19 protein-coding genes and 1 riboswitch are annotated in these 15,546 nt (G+C 35.4%); of the genes, 7 read left to right on the top strand and 12 right to left on the bottom strand.

The features are described from left to right. Positions 1-48: 48 nt before the first annotated feature. The gene (locus IRZ78_RS08010; protein WP_194616028.1) at positions 49-462 is read right to left on the bottom strand and encodes a hypothetical protein; all 414 of its coding nucleotides are present in this window, start codon (positions 460-462) and stop codon (positions 49-51) included. A gap of 155 nt (positions 463-617) precedes the next feature. On the opposite strand from IRZ78_RS08010, the gene greA reads away from it, so the two are divergent. The 3 genes from greA (at position 618) to IRZ78_RS08025 (ending at position 2,782) form a co-directional block, all read left to right on the top strand. Then, entirely contained in the window at positions 618-1,094 is a 477-nt protein-coding gene (gene greA / locus IRZ78_RS08015) for a transcription elongation factor GreA (RefSeq protein ID WP_065448058.1), read from the top strand. A gap of 73 nt (positions 1,095-1,167) precedes the next feature. Continuing rightward, entirely contained in the window at positions 1,168-1,557 is a 390-nt protein-coding gene (locus IRZ78_RS08020) for an HIT family protein (RefSeq protein WP_194616029.1), read from the top strand. A 73-nt stretch (positions 1,558-1,630) separates the two neighbouring features. Continuing rightward, positions 1,631-2,782 carry a transglutaminase domain-containing protein gene (locus tag IRZ78_RS08025; RefSeq protein ID WP_194616030.1) on the top strand — a complete coding sequence of 384 codons (1,152 nt, stop codon included), beginning with the start codon at positions 1,631-1,633 and terminating at the stop codon, positions 2,780-2,782. Here IRZ78_RS08025 and IRZ78_RS08030 read toward each other — a convergent pair. Continuing rightward, positions 2,779-3,927 carry a HAMP domain-containing sensor histidine kinase gene (locus IRZ78_RS08030; protein ID WP_194616031.1) on the bottom strand — a complete coding sequence of 383 codons (1,149 nt, stop codon included), beginning with the start codon at positions 3,925-3,927 and terminating at the stop codon, positions 2,779-2,781. The genes IRZ78_RS08025 and IRZ78_RS08030 overlap by 4 nt on opposite strands. Positions 3,928-4,088: 161 nt before the next feature. Between IRZ78_RS08030 and IRZ78_RS08035 the strand changes: the two genes are divergently transcribed. From IRZ78_RS08035 to IRZ78_RS08050, 4 genes are all read left to right on the top strand, one after another. Continuing rightward, on the top strand, positions 4,089-4,964 hold the full coding sequence (locus IRZ78_RS08035) for a flavin reductase family protein (protein ID WP_194616032.1): 876 nt from the start codon (positions 4,089-4,091) through the stop codon (positions 4,962-4,964). Positions 4,965-4,995: 31 nt separating this feature from the next. Continuing rightward, entirely contained in the window at positions 4,996-5,367 is a 372-nt protein-coding gene (locus IRZ78_RS08040) for a DUF3127 domain-containing protein (protein WP_121322382.1), read from the top strand. Positions 5,368-5,540: 173 nt separating this feature from the next. After that, a complete protein-coding gene (aat, locus tag IRZ78_RS08045) occupies positions 5,541-6,182 on the top strand; it encodes a leucyl/phenylalanyl-tRNA--protein transferase (RefSeq protein ID WP_194616033.1) in 642 nt (213 codons plus the stop codon). Beyond that, entirely contained in the window at positions 6,182-6,976 is a 795-nt protein-coding gene (locus IRZ78_RS08050; RefSeq protein WP_194616034.1) for an MOSC N-terminal beta barrel domain-containing protein, read from the top strand. The genes aat and IRZ78_RS08050 overlap by 1 nt, the downstream gene beginning before the upstream one ends. On the opposite strand, the gene IRZ78_RS08055 is transcribed toward IRZ78_RS08050, so the two are convergent. The 10 genes from IRZ78_RS08055 to IRZ78_RS08100 form a co-directional block, all read right to left on the bottom strand. Next, positions 6,973-7,683 carry a HesA/MoeB/ThiF family protein gene (locus IRZ78_RS08055; protein WP_194616035.1) on the bottom strand — a complete coding sequence of 237 codons (711 nt, stop codon included), beginning with the start codon at positions 7,681-7,683 and terminating at the stop codon, positions 6,973-6,975. The two genes, IRZ78_RS08050 and IRZ78_RS08055, sit on opposite strands and share 4 nt — an antisense overlap. A 70-nt stretch (positions 7,684-7,753) precedes the next feature. Continuing rightward, positions 7,754-8,866 (bottom strand): 2-iminoacetate synthase ThiH, encoded by a 1,113-nt coding sequence (thiH, locus tag IRZ78_RS08060; protein WP_194616036.1) that lies wholly within the window; start codon positions 8,864-8,866, stop codon positions 7,754-7,756. A 120-nt stretch (positions 8,867-8,986) separates the two neighbouring features. After that, entirely contained in the window at positions 8,987-9,763 is a 777-nt protein-coding gene (locus IRZ78_RS08065; protein WP_305069340.1) for a thiazole synthase, read from the bottom strand. Further along, positions 9,744-10,382 (bottom strand): thiamine phosphate synthase, encoded by a 639-nt coding sequence (locus IRZ78_RS08070; RefSeq protein ID WP_194616037.1) that lies wholly within the window; start codon positions 10,380-10,382, stop codon positions 9,744-9,746. The genes IRZ78_RS08065 and IRZ78_RS08070 overlap by 20 nt, the downstream gene beginning before the upstream one ends. After that, positions 10,372-11,127 (bottom strand): hydroxymethylpyrimidine/phosphomethylpyrimidine kinase, encoded by a 756-nt coding sequence (locus tag IRZ78_RS08075; protein ID WP_194616038.1) that lies wholly within the window; start codon positions 11,125-11,127, stop codon positions 10,372-10,374. Before IRZ78_RS08075 ends, IRZ78_RS08070 begins: the two co-directional genes overlap by 11 nt. Continuing rightward, positions 11,094-11,684, bottom strand: coding sequence for a thiamine phosphate synthase (locus tag IRZ78_RS08080; protein ID WP_194616039.1), 591 nt, complete (start codon positions 11,682-11,684; stop codon positions 11,094-11,096). The genes IRZ78_RS08075 and IRZ78_RS08080 overlap by 34 nt, the downstream gene beginning before the upstream one ends. A 43-nt stretch (positions 11,685-11,727) precedes the next feature. Further along, on the bottom strand, positions 11,728-13,551 hold the full coding sequence (gene thiC / locus IRZ78_RS08085) for a phosphomethylpyrimidine synthase ThiC (protein WP_194616040.1): 1,824 nt from the start codon (positions 13,549-13,551) through the stop codon (positions 11,728-11,730). Positions 13,552-13,812: 261 nt separating this feature from the next. Then, complete coding sequence (gene thiS / locus IRZ78_RS08090; protein WP_194616041.1) at positions 13,813-14,019, bottom strand: sulfur carrier protein ThiS; 207 nt, start codon at positions 14,017-14,019, stop codon at positions 13,813-13,815. Between the two features lie 65 nt (positions 14,020-14,084). Beyond that, positions 14,085-14,182: riboswitch (TPP riboswitch) on the bottom strand. Positions 14,183-14,291: 109 nt separating this feature from the next. Further along, entirely contained in the window at positions 14,292-14,864 is a 573-nt protein-coding gene (locus IRZ78_RS08095) for a DNA-3-methyladenine glycosylase I (protein WP_194616042.1), read from the bottom strand. Further along, positions 14,864-15,541 (bottom strand): hypothetical protein, encoded by a 678-nt coding sequence (locus IRZ78_RS08100; RefSeq protein WP_194616043.1) that lies wholly within the window; start codon positions 15,539-15,541, stop codon positions 14,864-14,866. Before IRZ78_RS08100 ends, IRZ78_RS08095 begins: the two co-directional genes overlap by 1 nt. Positions 15,542-15,546: the final 5 nt, after the last annotated feature.

A 15,546-nucleotide genomic window follows, 5' to 3' on the forward strand; every position in this document is an offset into this window, starting at 1 on the left:
CTAAAAACAAAAAAGCCTGAAAGTTTAAATTTTCAGGCTTTTTTTATATTAATTGTAAACGTGAATTACGCTTCCGCCTACTTCAACACGATATTGTTTTAATGGATATTCTTTTCCTCCAAGTCCGGTAAATAAACTGTACTCTGTTTTATCGCAGGAACAAACAGCATTGATACCATTAATTGTCATAGCAATGCATGAATTCACAGCTTGATTAGGGCAAGCGGCATCAAATGCGTTATAGCCACTTCCGGTATTAAAAATAATAATTCCTTTTGCTCCGTAATTAGGAACGATAACAGCGTTACTTGCAAATTTAAGATTAGAATACGCCGGTAAATTCATATCAACTGTCAGGTTAACAGGATAACTTGGTATGTTTGGGTTTTTGTTACTTACGCCATTATCACTGCAAGAGATAAGTACAGAAACAAACACGATTAAGAGCCAGAATTTTTTCATTATTTTAATAAGAATTAGTGAAACAAAAATAATTTATTTAGATTTGATTTTTATATGATTAACATATAATTATGTACTATAAAAAATAATAGTATATTTGTAATACAAAATCCCGTCCCGATGGGATTTTTTGTATTTATATAAACGACGAAGTTATGAGTAAAGTATCTTATTATACAGCAGAAGGATTAAAAAAATTAAAAGATGAGTTGGAGCATTTAAAAAGTGTAATGCGTCCAAAGGCATCTCAAGATATAGCAGAAGCAAGAGACAAAGGTGATTTATCTGAAAACGCCGAATATGATGCCGCAAAAGAAGCACAAGGATTGTTAGAAATGAGAATTTCTAAATTGGAAGAAGTGTATTCTAATGCAAGATTAATAGACGAATCTCAATTGGATGTTTCGAAAGCATTGGTACTTTCTAATGTAAAAATTAAGAACCAGGGCAACGGAATGGAAATGAAATATACCCTTGTTGCTGAAAGTGAAGCCGATTTGAAAACAGGAAAAATCTCTGTAACATCTCCTATAGGGAAAGGCTTACTGGGGAAATCTGTTGGAGAAGTAGCAGAAATTACAGTGCCAAACGGAGTTTTGAAATTTGAAATTCTTGAAATTACAAGAGACTAAAGTCATTGCCAGGAATGACCTGTTCGCCGGGGCGAAAGCAATCTCAGTATAAGGCTTTTTAAAAAATTAAATGATGAGTACAATATTTACCAAAATAGTAAACGGAGAAATTCCTGCATATAAAATTGCTGAAGATGATAATTATTTGGCTTTTTTAGATGTAAATCCAAATGCAAAAGGACATACGCTTTGCATTCCGAAACAAGAAATCGATAAGATTTTTGATATGGATGATGAGTTGTATTTAGGTTTAATGAAGTTTTCTAAGAAAATTGCAACCGCTTTAGAGAAAACCGTTCCCTGCAAAAGAGTTGGGATAGCCGTTGTAGGATTAGAAGTGCCTCATGCACACGTTCATTTAATTCCATTAAACCATATGGATGAAATGCGTTTTCATGATAAAGTATCACTTTCTAAAGAAGAATTTGAAGCTTTGGCTAAAAGTATTCAGGTAAATTTGTAAATAAAATATTAAGTTTTTTTAAAAAGAAATCACAATTTTTATTGTGATTTTTTTTTAAGCAAAAATTTTAATCATGAAAAGATATATAGTATTAGTAATCACATTTTATTCTATCATAGCCTCAGGGCAAGTTAAAAATAATTATGAAGTTGTAGATAAGCAAATTTCTAAAATTGACGCTGGTTCAGGTAAATCAACCCAGGATATTGCTAATTATATAAAAGATAATTTTAAAACAGATGACGACAAAATACGAGCTGTGTTTTATTGGACAGCCTCGAATATTAGTTATGATGTAGAAAATATGTTTGCAGTAAACTTTAACGAAAGTAAAGAAGATAAAATAAATAAAGCACTTAAAAACAAAAAAGGAGTTTGTATTAATTATGCTGAGGTTTTTAATGATATCGCCAACAAGGCAGGAATAGAATCTGTAGTTATAGAAGGATACACAAAACAAAACGGTTTTACAGATTATATATCACACGCCTGGTGTGGGGCAAAAATAGACGGTAAATGGTTTGTTTTTGATCCAACCTGGGGATCAGGCTCTATTGCGGCAGGTAAATTTGTTAAGAAGATAAATAATTATTATTTTAAAACAAATCCGTCAAAAATCATTACATCGCACATGTCTTTTGATTATTTGTGGCAATTTTTAGATTATCCAATAACAAATGAAGAGTTTTATAAAGGCAATTTTGCAGTAAATAAATCGAAAGTAAAATTTGATTATGATAGTGAAATTGAAAAATACAATTCTTTATCTGAGATTGAAAAATTAGTAAGCTCAGCAGATCGAATAGAGAAAAACGGAGTTAAAAATGCAATGATTTTTGATAGACTGGCTTATAAAAGAAATGAAGTTGAATTTTTAAAAGTGAATAAAATTGTAAGTCTTTATAATGAAGGTATCGGTGAGTTCAATACATTTGTCACCTTTAGAAACAATCAATTTAAGCCGAATGTTTCTGATGATGAACTAAAAAAAATGATTACTTCACCTAAAGACAAGCTTTTAAAAAGTAAAGAATTATTAGATAACTTAGGTACTGTTTCTAAAAGCAATCAAGCTAATATAACTTCTTTGTCAACTGGAATAAATCAGGCTATTAGCCAATCGGAAGAACATTTTTTATTTGTTGAGAAATATTTAGGCAAGTCAAAATTGGCTCGAAAAACAATGTTTACAAAAGTAAGTTGGTTTGGTATTCCGTTAAATTAAACCATTTTATTTAGAGAAATCTGAAATGTAGTTCCTTTTCCAATTTCAGAATGGAGGACTTTTATTTTTCCGCCATGATATTCTTCAACGATTCTTTTGGTAAGGGAAAGCCCTAGTCCCCAACCACGTTTTTTTGTGGTGAATCCTGGTTCGAAAATGGTTTTAAATTGATTCTTAGCAATCCCGGTTCCGGAATCTTTTACGTTTATTTTGACATGATGCGCATCTTGTTCAATTCGAAGATCCAGGCTTCCTTTTCCTTTCATAGCATCAATGGCATTTTTGACTAAATTTTCAATCGTCCAGCTGTGCAGCGTTGGGTTTATCATAACCAAAACAGGATCTTTTGGAGTATTGTAAGAGAAAGTAACTTGTTTAGAAAAACGTGATTGCAAGTATTCGTAAGTATGTAATGTCTCTGTAATAATATCATGCTTTTCTAAAACAGGAACCGATCCAATTTTAGAAAAACGATCCGTAATAGTTTGCAGTCTCTCAATGTCTTTTTCTATTTCTGTAGTTATCGACTGATCTATTTCTTCTGTTTTTAATATTTCAACCCAGCCAATTAATGAAGATAAAGGTGTCCCGATTTGATGCGCGGTTTCCTTTGCCATTCCGGCCCAAAGTTTATTTTGAGTGGCCATCTTGTTACTTCTGTAAAAGTTATAAATAAGAGCGCCAAATAAAAAGATGATCAGCAATAATGCAACGGGATAATATTTGAGTTTATTAAGTAATGCCGAGTTTCCGTAATATACCTCCTGGTGTTTTCCTGGTGCATATTCGATAATTATGGGTTCATTTTCACTTTTTAAGTTCTTTAAATACGACATTGATTTCTTTTTGTCGGCAAGAACTTCTTCAGGAACATTTACAGAGCTGATTACTTTATTATACATCGTAAGCATAACAGGAACCGATGTATTGTTATTTAAAATGTTAAGAGGTAAATCGAGGTCGGTATTTTCATCGGCGTTTACCAGTGTTTTTTGTGCATTGGCCCAAAGATTCATTTTTAGTCTCTCTTCATTTTTGAAAATTTGGAAAAAAGTATAAGTGTTCCAGAGAATCAAAGAAATGATTAAAAAGGAAATGAAAATAATAATCCAACGAGTTGTATTTCTTCTTTCAGAAAAAGACATAAATTATTTTTTGAGGTATAAATATAACGAAATAAACACATTTAATATTTTATAAACGGCTAAAGTTTTTTTGTTTTTAAGTCTAAAACTATTTCTTTGGGATAAACGATTTATCTACTTTTGCAGTAACCGAAATGAGATTTGGTCAAAAAGAAAAATCTATGATTAGCATCGATCCAAAAGAAATACCAACGGCAAAACTGCAGGGTTATTTGCAAAGCGCTGTGGGGCCAAGGCCTATTGCATTTGCAAGTACTATTAGTGCCAAAGGTATCCCGAATTTGTCGCCATTTAGTTTCTTTAACGTGTTCAGTGCCAATCCGCCTATTTTAGTTTTTTCGCCGGCACGTCGTGTACGTGATAATACTGTAAAACATACGTTGATCAATGCAGAGGCAACTCGTGAAGTAGTAATTAATGTAGTCAATTATGATATTGTGCAGCAAACCTCATTGGCCAGTACTGAATATGGAGAAGGTGTCAACGAATTTATCAAAGCCGGACTAACCCAAATTCCGTCAGATTTTGTTAAACCGTATCGTGTAAAAGAGTCGCCAGTGCAGTTTGAGTGCAAAGTTACGCAGATTATTCCGCTGGGAGATCAGGGCGGAGCGGGGAATTTGATTCTTTGCGAAGTCGTAAAAATTCATATTCATGAAGCTGTTTTAGATGAAAACGGAGTCATCGATCAGCATAAAATTGATCTGGTTTCGAGATTGGGAAGTAACTGGTATTCAAGATCGAACCAAGGGCTTTTTGAAGTGCCAAAACCTCTGACAACATTAGGCGTTGGCGTAGATGTGATCCCTAATTATATCAGGGAAAGCCCCATTTTTAACGGAAATGATCTAGGAAAATTAGGCAACATTGAAGCCTTGCCTACAACGGAAGAAGTTAGTATATTTGTGAAAGAAAACTTTTCGGTGAAAGGAGTATTAAGTTCCGATGATCAGGAAAAGGTACATTTAGAAGCCAAAAAATATTTGAATAACGATGATATTTCATCGGCATGGAAAGTACTTTTAGCAAAAAAATAAGAAAAGAAACAATAATTAATATAGAAAGAAGATGGAAGTTACAGGAAAAGTAAAAGTGGTGAACCCAGAGCAACAAGTGAGTGCTGCATTCAAAAAAAGAGAGTTGGTTGTTACCACAGATGAGCAGTATCCACAGCATATTCTGATCGAGTTTACGCAAGATAAATGCGATTTATTAAGTAGCTACAAACAAGGTGAGGCCGTAAAAGTTTCTATCAATTTAAGAGGAAGAGAATGGGTTAATCCACAAGGAGAAACCAGATATTTCAATAGTATTCAAGGTTGGAGAATCGAAAGATTAGCGCCAGAAGGTCCTGGACAAACTCCGGCAATGCCTGCTGCAGAAGCTTTTGCTCCGGCAACTAATTTAAACGAAGACGAACCGGACGATTTACCTTTCTAAAAGTTTAAATCTCAAAAATAAATTCCAAATTCCAATTCATGAAATATGCAATTGGGGTTTGGAATTTTGTTTTTTTTACACAATAATAGCGTGTGTCATTGCTTTGTTCCCCGCAAGGACAATATTGTGTTGAGAATTGGAATTTGGAATTTAAAAATTTTGGAATTTAAAAAATGTACTACGTATTCAACGATTTATTTTTTCCTCCCGTTTCAGAGTCTGATGAAGAAGGAATTCTTGCCATAGGCGGTGATTTAGATCCGGAGCGCTTGAAATTGGCTTACAAAAGCGGAATTTTCCCTTGGTTTAATGAAGGAGATCCAATTCTTTGGTGGTCGCCAGATCCAAGAATGGTTTTGTTTCTGGATGAATTGATTGTGTCTAAAAGCATGCGTAATATCTTGAACAGGAATCAGTTTAAAGTTACTTTGAATAAAAACTTCAAAGACGTTATTTCGAATTGCCAGAACATAAAACGCGACGGACAAAACGGAACCTGGATTTCAAACGAAATGATCGATGCGTATTGCAAACTGAATGAACAGGGAATTGCAAAATCTGTTGAGGTTTGGCAGGATGAGGTTTTGGTTGGAGGATTATATGGTATCGATTTAGGCCATGTTTTTTGTGGTGAAAGTATGTTTTCAAAAGTATCAAATGCGTCAAAAGTCGCTTTTATTGCTTTGGTAAATTATTTAAAAAAAGAGAATTATAAGCTTTTAGATTGTCAGGTTTATAATCCTCATTTAGAGAGTTTAGGTTGCCGCGAAATCGATCGTGAAGAATTTATGTCTATTATAGAAAATAAGGAATAATGAGTGCAGTTTACAGTGTAAAAGAAATTTATATTTATCCAATAAAAAGCTTAGCGGGAATTAGTTGCCAAACAGCTTTAGCCGAAGAAATGGGATTCGAAAATGACCGCAGATGGATGTTGATTGATGCAGATAATCAAATGATAACGCAGAGGGAACATCGTATTATGAGTCAGTTTTATCCACAGATTTCAGGCGGAAAAATCAGCATTACATTTCAAGATCAAAAGCATGAATTTTCTATTGATGAACATTTAGAGAATTCGATAGCGGTGAATGTTTGGGATGATAAAAGTGAAGTTATAGAAGTGAACGAATCAACTTCTAAATGGTTCACTGAACATTTGGGTTTTCAATGTAAACTGGTTAAAATCATTAAACCCGGAGATCGTAAACATGAAAGTTCCCGACTAAAAGAAACTTTCAATGTAAGTCTTGCCGATGGTTATCCTTATTTAATGATAGGAAGTCAGAGTTTGGATTTTCTAAATGAAAAATTAACAGATAAAATCACCATTTTAAGATTTCGCCCCAATATTGTAATCAGTACCCAAACGTCTCATGAAGAAGATGATTTTACGACTTTCAAAATTGGAACAGTACAATTTAAAAACATAAAACCCTGCGGAAGGTGTATTATGGTGAATAATGATCCAGAAAATGGTAAATTAAAAAAAGAACCTCTCAAAACCTTAAGTAAATATCGAGTGGTGGATAATTCTGTTTTATTTGGGACTAATATTGTAAGTCTGAATTCAGGAACTATTAGTGTTGGAGATGACATTGTATTCTAGAAATTCAGTTTTGTAAAGTTCCAATTGATTGTATTAAAGAGTACCAATTCATTTTTTAAAGTAGGCAATTCTAAAATTAATTTAAGGGTTTCGTGCGCCATCATAGTTCCTATTATTCCGGGTAAAGTTCCTAAAACACCATTCAAATCACAATTTGGAACATCTTTTGGATCCGGCATTTCAGGAAATAAATCACGTAAATTTTTACTTCCGTTGTGATTGAAGACAGCGACTTGTCCTTCGAATTTTAGAATACTTCCGTAAACCAATGGTTTTTGTAAAGCAACACAAGTGTCATTTACCAGATAACGCGTTGTAAAATTATCTGAACCATCTACCACAATATCATATTGTTGAATGATTTTTTCGGCATTTTCAATAGTCAGTTTTTCTCTGATCGCAATTACTTCGATTAAAGGATTCAGTTCCGAGACCACTTTTTTCGCAACAAGAGCTTTTTGTTGACCAATTTCACTTTCGGTATATAAAATCTGGCGGTGTAAGTTGTGAATTTCGATCGTATCAAAATCCATAATGCCTATAAGACCTACGCCAGCAGTCGCAATATATTGCAGAATCGGACAGCCTAGACCTCCGGCACCAATGACCAAAACTTTTACTTTTTTTAGTTTTTCCTGACCTTGGTCACCAATTTCAGGAAGAATGGTTTGTCTGTTATAACGGAGGAATTCTTGTATAATACTCATCTTTAGATTTTAGAGTGTTGATTTTAGATTTTAGATTGTTGGAATTGGGAATTTGTAGTTTGAAATTTCCTTACCCGTAACATTTATCCCAATCTTTCCAAACTGGTTCGTAACCTGAATTTGTTATGATTTGTGCGATTTCTTTTGCGGAGCGTTCATCGCTGATTTCAAATTGTTCTAAAGATTGCGGATCAACCACATAACCACCCGGATTGGTTTTAGATCCGGCGCTCATACTTGTCACTCCAATAGGGATAATGTTGTTTCTGAATTTTTCATTTTCTCTGGTCGAAATCGAGATTTCAAGATCTTCATTCCATAAGCGATACGCACAAATAAGTTGTGTTAGATCCTTATCGTCCATAATAAAATTGGGTTCGATAATGCCTTCGGCAGGACGTAATCTGGGGAAAGAAACAGAGTATTTAGTCTGCCAGTATTTCTTCTGAAGATAATCCAGATGCAGAGCGTTAAAGAAGCTATCTGTTCGCCATTCTTCCAAACCTAATAAAACGCCTAAACCTATTTTGTGAATTCCCGCCGTTCCAATTCTGTCAGGGGTTTCTAATCTATAATCGAAATTTGATTTTTTGCCTTTGGTATGGTATTTTTTATAGACTTCCTGATGATACGTTTCCTGATATACCAAAACAGAATAGACGCCTGCTTTGTGCAAACGCTCGTAATCTTCGGTAGAAAGTGGCTGAACTTCAACTGAAATAATCGAAAATTCTTTTCGTATCAAAGCAATGGCATTCAGGAAGTAATTGATATTTACGGTATAATTGGCTTCTCCGGTTACTAGTAAAACATGATCGAAACCAACATTTTTCAAAGCTTCGACTTCGATTTTAATCTCAGCATCAGAAAGGGTTTTACGTTTGATTTTATTGTCTAAACTAAAACCGCAATAGGTACAAATGTTTTGGCATTCATTGCTTAAATAAAGCGGTGCATACATTTGAATCGTCTTACCAAAACGTTTTTTGGTGATTTCATGACATTCCTGTGCCATTTGCTCCAGATAATTTTGTGCAACGGGAGAAATCAGAACTAGGAAATCATCGAGATTTCGTTTGGTTTTGGCCAAGGAGCGTTCTACATCTTTTGATGTGGTTTGGTATATTTTTGATTGAATAGTATTCCAGTCGTATTGTTCAAAAACAGATTTGAATGTTTTCATTTGGATTGTGGTTTTTTACCGCAAAGAGCGCTAAGGTTTACGCAAAGTTTGATAAGCTTTGGGTTTCCTTATTTTTGACGAAGAGTTCGCAAAGCTTAGCGAACTTTGCGGTTAAATACATTAGTCATATAAAAAAGATGTTAAAGGACTAGAAGCTACAGCATAATTCTGCTGATGAGCAATTCTAGCCTCAAAAGCCTTTCTGCCTGCAATAACCGCTTCCTTAAAAGCTTCCGCCATTAGTTTTGGATTTCCGGCTACGGCGATTGCGGTGTTTACTAAAACAGCATCAGCGCCAATTTCCATTGCTTTTGCAGCGTCAGATGGTGATCCAATTCCGGCGTCTACGATTACGGGAACGTTGCTTTGTTCAATTATAATTTCGAGAAAATCTATTGTTTTAAGGCCTTTGTTACTGCCAATTGGTGAACCTAAAGGCATCACAGCGGTTGTTCCTGCGTTTTCTAAATGTTTGCACAAAACAGGATCAGCATGGATGTACGGCAAAACGAAGAAACCAAGTTTAGCCAGTTCTTCTGTTGCTCTTAAGGTTTCTATGGGATCCGGCATTAAGTATTTAGGATCGGGGTGAATTTCTAGCTTTAACCAGTTTGTTTCTAAAGCTTCTCTGGCCAATTGTGCAGCGAAAACAGCTTCTTTGGCATTTCTCGCGCCAGAAGTATTGGGCAATAAATGAATATTAGGATGTTGTAAATGCGATAAAATAGTATCGGTTTCTGTTTCTAAATCGATGCGTTTTAGGGCCACGGTAACCAATTCACTTTCAGAAACTAAAATAGCTTCTTCCATTTCAAGGTTCGAACCAAATTTCCCGGTTCCTAAAAATAAACGGGAGGTTAAGGTTTTGTCTCCAATTTTAAACAATGACGTTTGCATATAACTTTTCGTTTAGTTGTTGAATTAATTTCTTCTTTTGATCACTATTGGTAATCATTCCTGAAACTGCAATACCATGAATTCCGGTTTCCATTAAAGGATTTATATCTTCTAAAGTGATGCCGCCAATGGCATAAACCGGAGTTTTAAGATTCCTGTTTTTCATCTTTTCAATAATGGAAACATAGCCTGATAAGCCTAAAATTGGACTTAATTTCTCTTTTGTACTGGTAAATCGAAATGGACCTAATCCAATATAATCACAGCCGTTTTTTACGTGATTTTCAATATCTTCAAAAGTATTTGCTGTTCCTCCAATAATTTTGGTATTGCCTAAAATAGCTCGCGCTTCATCAATTTTCATGTCTGATAAACCTAGATGAACTCCGTCAGTGGCAATTTGCTGAGCGAGATAGAGATTGTCATTTACAATAAAATTGGCGAGATATTCTTCGCATAAAAACTTTACTGCTTCCGCTAAAGCAAAAGTATCTTTGGTAGTTTGGTTTTTAAATCGCATTTGCACCCAATCGCATCCGGCGTCCAGCGCCTGATGAATATTGTACAATTGTTTTTCGATTGTGTTTCCTTGTGAGATGTATTGCAATTTATGGTACATAGTGATATCCGATTAGATTTGAAGTTGAACTCAGGTATTTTTCAATGTAGGTTTTAGCATTTTTGCACGATTTGATTAGGGGGTAATTCAAAGCTAAATGTGCTGTAATTGCAGATGATAATACACAGCCGGAACCGTGTTTTTCAAAGCATTTTTTATTAGATGGAAGTAAATCAATAACTTCATCTTTCAGCAATAAACGATCTGTTCCAATTTCAGAAGGATTGTGCCCCCCTTTTAGTAAAACAGAAGTTGGGATTTCATTTTTAAGCGAAAGCTGATTCGAAATAAAACCTGGAAATAAAATTTGGGCTTCGTTATAATTGGGTGTAATCAAATCAATTTTTGATAGAATTTTATATAAATCCAGTTGATCATCCATATTTATGAATTCGAACGCTGTAGTTGATTTTAAAACCGGATCCCAAACAATTTGTGTAGTTGGAGACATTCCTTTTATTGCTGAAAGAATTTGGTTTAAATAATCTAATGAAGGTACAATTCCAATTTTTACCGCTTTGATTTTATAGTTTTGAAATAAAGTTTCAATAGATCGAATAACAAAACTTAAATCAGTCCATTCAATTTCAAAAAACTCATTTTCAGTCTGAATGGTATTCCCCGTTGTAATGGCAAATCCGGTAACCTGATGTTGCTCAAATGTTTTGATGTCAGCCAAAACACCAGCGCCAGCAGTGGGGTCAAAACCAGCTATACTAAGTACGATTGGGCGATTTGTTGACATAATTTGAATTGTTTTATCGGGTTTTCATTATTCCAGATGGTTCCTAAAAGAGCGACATTAGCAAAACCGTTTTCAAGAGTTTTTGCAATGTTTTCAGCATCAATTCCGCCTAAAGCGATCACTTTTGTTTTGTGATTTGTTCTTCGTTTTAAAGCTTCAAAAAGGTTTTCTTTTGGATGATAATCTGCTTTAGAAAAACTTTTGAAAACAGGGCTTAAAAAGGCATAATCAAAATCATTTTCTAAAGAATTGAAATCTTCAATAGAATGCGTTGATGTTGATAATATCTTTTCATCCTGACGAATTGAAAAACTATTTTTCCTGTCTTTTTGTGAAAAATGAATTCGCTTTATTCCAAAATCTTCGGCTAATTGATGATGATTGTGCAAAACCAGATTAGAACGAAATTCCAGTTTTATCTGATGAATCAAACGAGCCATTTCGATCGCAGAAAAATCAGGTTTCCGGATATGAAGCAAAGACAATCCTTCTTCCAGTAAAGAATCAATAATGCTGATTTCATTTGCAATAGCAGAAGGATTTGTAATTACAATCATAGTCTTTCCTCTTTATTCTATTCTCTTTGTTCTATCCTCTTCCTTAGATATAAATCTCTTTCCCTTGCTCAATAAATTCCTCTGATTTCTCCTGCATTCCTTTTTCAGCAGCAGCTACATCACGAATTTCCTGAGATATTTTCATCGAGCAGAATTTTGGTCCGCACATCGAACAGAAATGAGCGACTTTCGCACCATCTGCAGGAAGTGTTTCATCGTGAAATTCTCGTGCTGTATCCGGATCTAATGATAAATTAAACTGATCTTCCCAACGAAATTCGAAACGGGCTTTACTCAAGGCATTGTCACGGTATTGTGCTCCCGGATGACCTTTGGCTAAATCGGCAGCATGAGCGGATATTTTATAGGTGATTACACCGTCTTTCACGTCTTTTTTGTTAGGTAAACCAAGATGTTCTTTTGGTGTAACATAGCACAGCATCGCGCAACCGTACCAGCCAATCATTGCGGCTCCAATTGCCGATGTAATGTGATCGTAACCCGGTGCAATATCTGTCGTTAAAGGTCCTAATGTATAAAATGGCGCTTCATGGCAATGTTCTAATTGTTTGTCCATATTTTCCTTAATCATGTGCATTGGTACGTGACCTGGACCTTCTATGAAAACCTGAACATCATGTTTCCAGGCGATTTTGGTTAGTTCACCAAGTGTTTCCAATTCGGCGAATTGTGCAGCGTCGTTAGCATCGGCAATAGATCCCGGACGTAAACCATCTCCTAAAGAAAAGGCTACATCATATTGTTTCATGATTTCGCAAATTTCCTCGAAGTGGGTGTATAAAAAGTTTTCTTTATGATGAAATAAACACCATTTTGCCATAATCGATCCGCCACGGGAAACGATTCCGGTAACGCGGTCAGCGGTTAAATGAATGTAACGCAACAAAACTCCGGCGTGAATGGTGAAATACGAAACCCCTTGTTCAGCCTGTTCGATTAAGGTATCACGGAAAACTTCCCAGGTTAAATCTTCGGCGATTCCTTTTACTTTTTCCAATGCCTGATAAATAGGAACTGTCCCTATTGGTACTGGCGAATTACGAATAATCCATTCTCTGGTTTCGTGAATGTTTTTTCCGGTAGATAAATCCATAATGGTGTCAGCTCCCCAACGGCAAGCCCAAACGGCTTTTTCTACTTCTTCCTCGATGCTTGACGTTACTGCGCTGTTTCCAATATTGGCATTTATTTTTACTAAAAAGTTACGCCCTACAATCATGGGTTCGCTTTCGGGATGGTTGATGTTGTTTGGGATAATGGCTCTTCCGCAAGCGACTTCGCTGCGAACAAATTCCGGGGTGATTTTACTTTTTGGTGTGTTGGCTCCAAAACTATGTCCGCTGTGCTGACATTTCATGGCTTTGGTTTGTTCGTTCAAAAGTTCGATGCGTTGGTTTTCGCGAATCGCTATATATTCCATTTCCGGTGTTATGATACCTTGTTTGGCGTAATACAATTGTGTTACGTTTACTCCTTTTTTGGCTCGTTTTGGCTGATGCAAATATTCGAAACGAAGGTGATTTAAACTTTCGTCTTTCAATCGGGTTTGTCCGTAATCTGATGTGATTTCGCTTAGTATTTCGACATCATTTCGGTTTAAGATCCATTCTTCTCGTAATCTTGGTAATCCTTTACGAATGTCAATTTCGATATTAGGATCTGTGTATGGGCCTGAAGTGTCATAAATTGTTACAGGTGGATTTTTTTCGATTCCGCCATTAGAAAGTTTGGTGTCGCTTAGGATTACTTCGCGCATTGCCACTTCTATGGGGTGAATTTCGCCTTTTACATATACTTTCTTGGAGTTTGGAAAAGGGGTTCTGGAGATTTGTTCTTCTGTAGTCATAGGAAAAGAAGTTATAAGTTATGGGTTATGGGTTATGTAGAAACGCACAGCGGTGCGTCTACGACTTGTATGTCAATTGGAATTTGGAATTTAATTTTTGGAATTTGTTCTTTCTGCCAAGGATAGAAGAGGAAAGCCTCTAAAGGAGAAAACCGTAAAAAATAAGGATTAGGAAAGCGACCAGCGGAAGCTTTACTAAGACTATATTTTTTTGGTTTACGACTGCGGACTTGCAAAGGATAGCCCGTTTAGGCAGCTGTATTACCCTCCTTGTGTTGCTGAAATAATTAGAATTTCGTCGGTTTCGCGCACGAGATGTTGGTTCCAGTTGATTTTTGGAACAACGGTATTGTTAATGGCAACGGCGATTCCGTTTTGTTTGTGGGGAATTTCGAGATCGAGCAATGATTGAATGCTTAGCGATTCAGTATTGAATTGTTTGATTTGTTGATTGATTTTTAGTTCCATTCCTTTTGAATTTAGTATATAGTTATACTTTAGGAATGGCTACAATTGTGCATAAAAATGCGCGCAGAAGTCATCTTACTTTTCCCTACGCTAGTATGAACTAGATCAGGTTCAGAGGGTAAAATCTCAGCCTACTTATTAGTAGACACCCCTAAAGTGTGAAGCAAATATATGTATTTTTTGTTTGGAAGTTTAAAAAAATTTCAAGTTTCAGGTTTGAGGTTGTGAAAAAAACTGAAAACCGAGACTGTGACTGAGACTAAAAACTGCGACTACTTCCCCTTGCGGGTAAAGCAGTCTTCGATATGATCATTGACCATTCCGGTGGCTTGCATGTGGGCGTAAATCACGGTTGAACCTACAAATTTAAAGCCTCTTTTTTTTAGATCTTTACTAATTTCGTCTGAAAGTGGAGTAGTGGCAGGGACGTCTTTTAAGGTTTTTGGATTGTTATTGATGGGTTTTCCGTTGGTGAATTTCCAGATATAATCAGAGAAACTTCCAAATTCTTCCTGCACTTTTATAAAGGCTTGTGCGTTTGTAACTGTTGAGAGGATTTTAAGTTTGTTGCGAATGATTCCGGTATCTTGTAACAGGGATTCTATTTTCTCTTCGGGATATTGGGCTATTTTTTTATAATCGAAATGATCAAAAGCGACTCTGAAATTTTCTCTTTTGTTTAAAATAGTGATCCAGCTTAAACCGGCCTGAAAAGTTTCGAGGATTAGGAATTCGAATAAAGATGGGTCGTCGTAAACGGGAACGCCCCATTCTTCGTCATGGTATTTTTTGTATAAATCGCTGGCAGAACACCAACCACATCGTATTTTATTTTCGTTATCCATTATTTTCCTATTTGCCAGCGATATCCTTTTACACCCGGAATATAAGCAGAACGGCCAATTATGACCAATTCGTTATAGATTTTTTTGTCGTATTTGATGCCTATTGCAGTTCCTGAAGTGTATAGTTTATTGGCTTTGAAAGTAATTTTCATTAAACCGTCTTTGAATTTGGCATCAGATACCTTTTCTACAAACCATGTAGAACGCCATTTTACGGCAATTTCATCTTCATCTGTTTTTGTAATGCTTTTTACAAGTTTAACGGCTTCTTCAGGAATTTCGAATTTTTGAGTGAGTTGTTCCTGAGTTAAGGTTTGTCCAATCTTACTGCCGGAAAGTATTTTGCGTAAATTAACAAAGGTCATTAAGGTTTTATTTGCCTCTTCGCTAAAGTCTAAAGTGTTAGTAGTTTCTGTTTTTTCGTTTTGAATTTGCGGCTTTAAGTCATTTTCTTCTTTTACAGCAAATATATTCTTTGTGTCGGTACTATATTTTTTTTTGGAATTAGGAAGAACTGCCGCTTTTGGAGCTGATTTCTTAAAGATTTTTGTCGAAGCAGGTTGTAGTTTATTTACAGGATAAGCTTTTTCTTGTTTAGATAGTTTTTTTGCGTCGTTACCACAGCCTATAAAAAAATAGGCTATTGAAAAAAGTAAGATGGCAATTGTCTTTTTCATACTAC

Source organism: Flavobacterium sp. CSZ (assembly GCF_015350725.1).
Lineage (GTDB): Bacteria > Bacteroidota > Bacteroidia > Flavobacteriales > Flavobacteriaceae > Flavobacterium.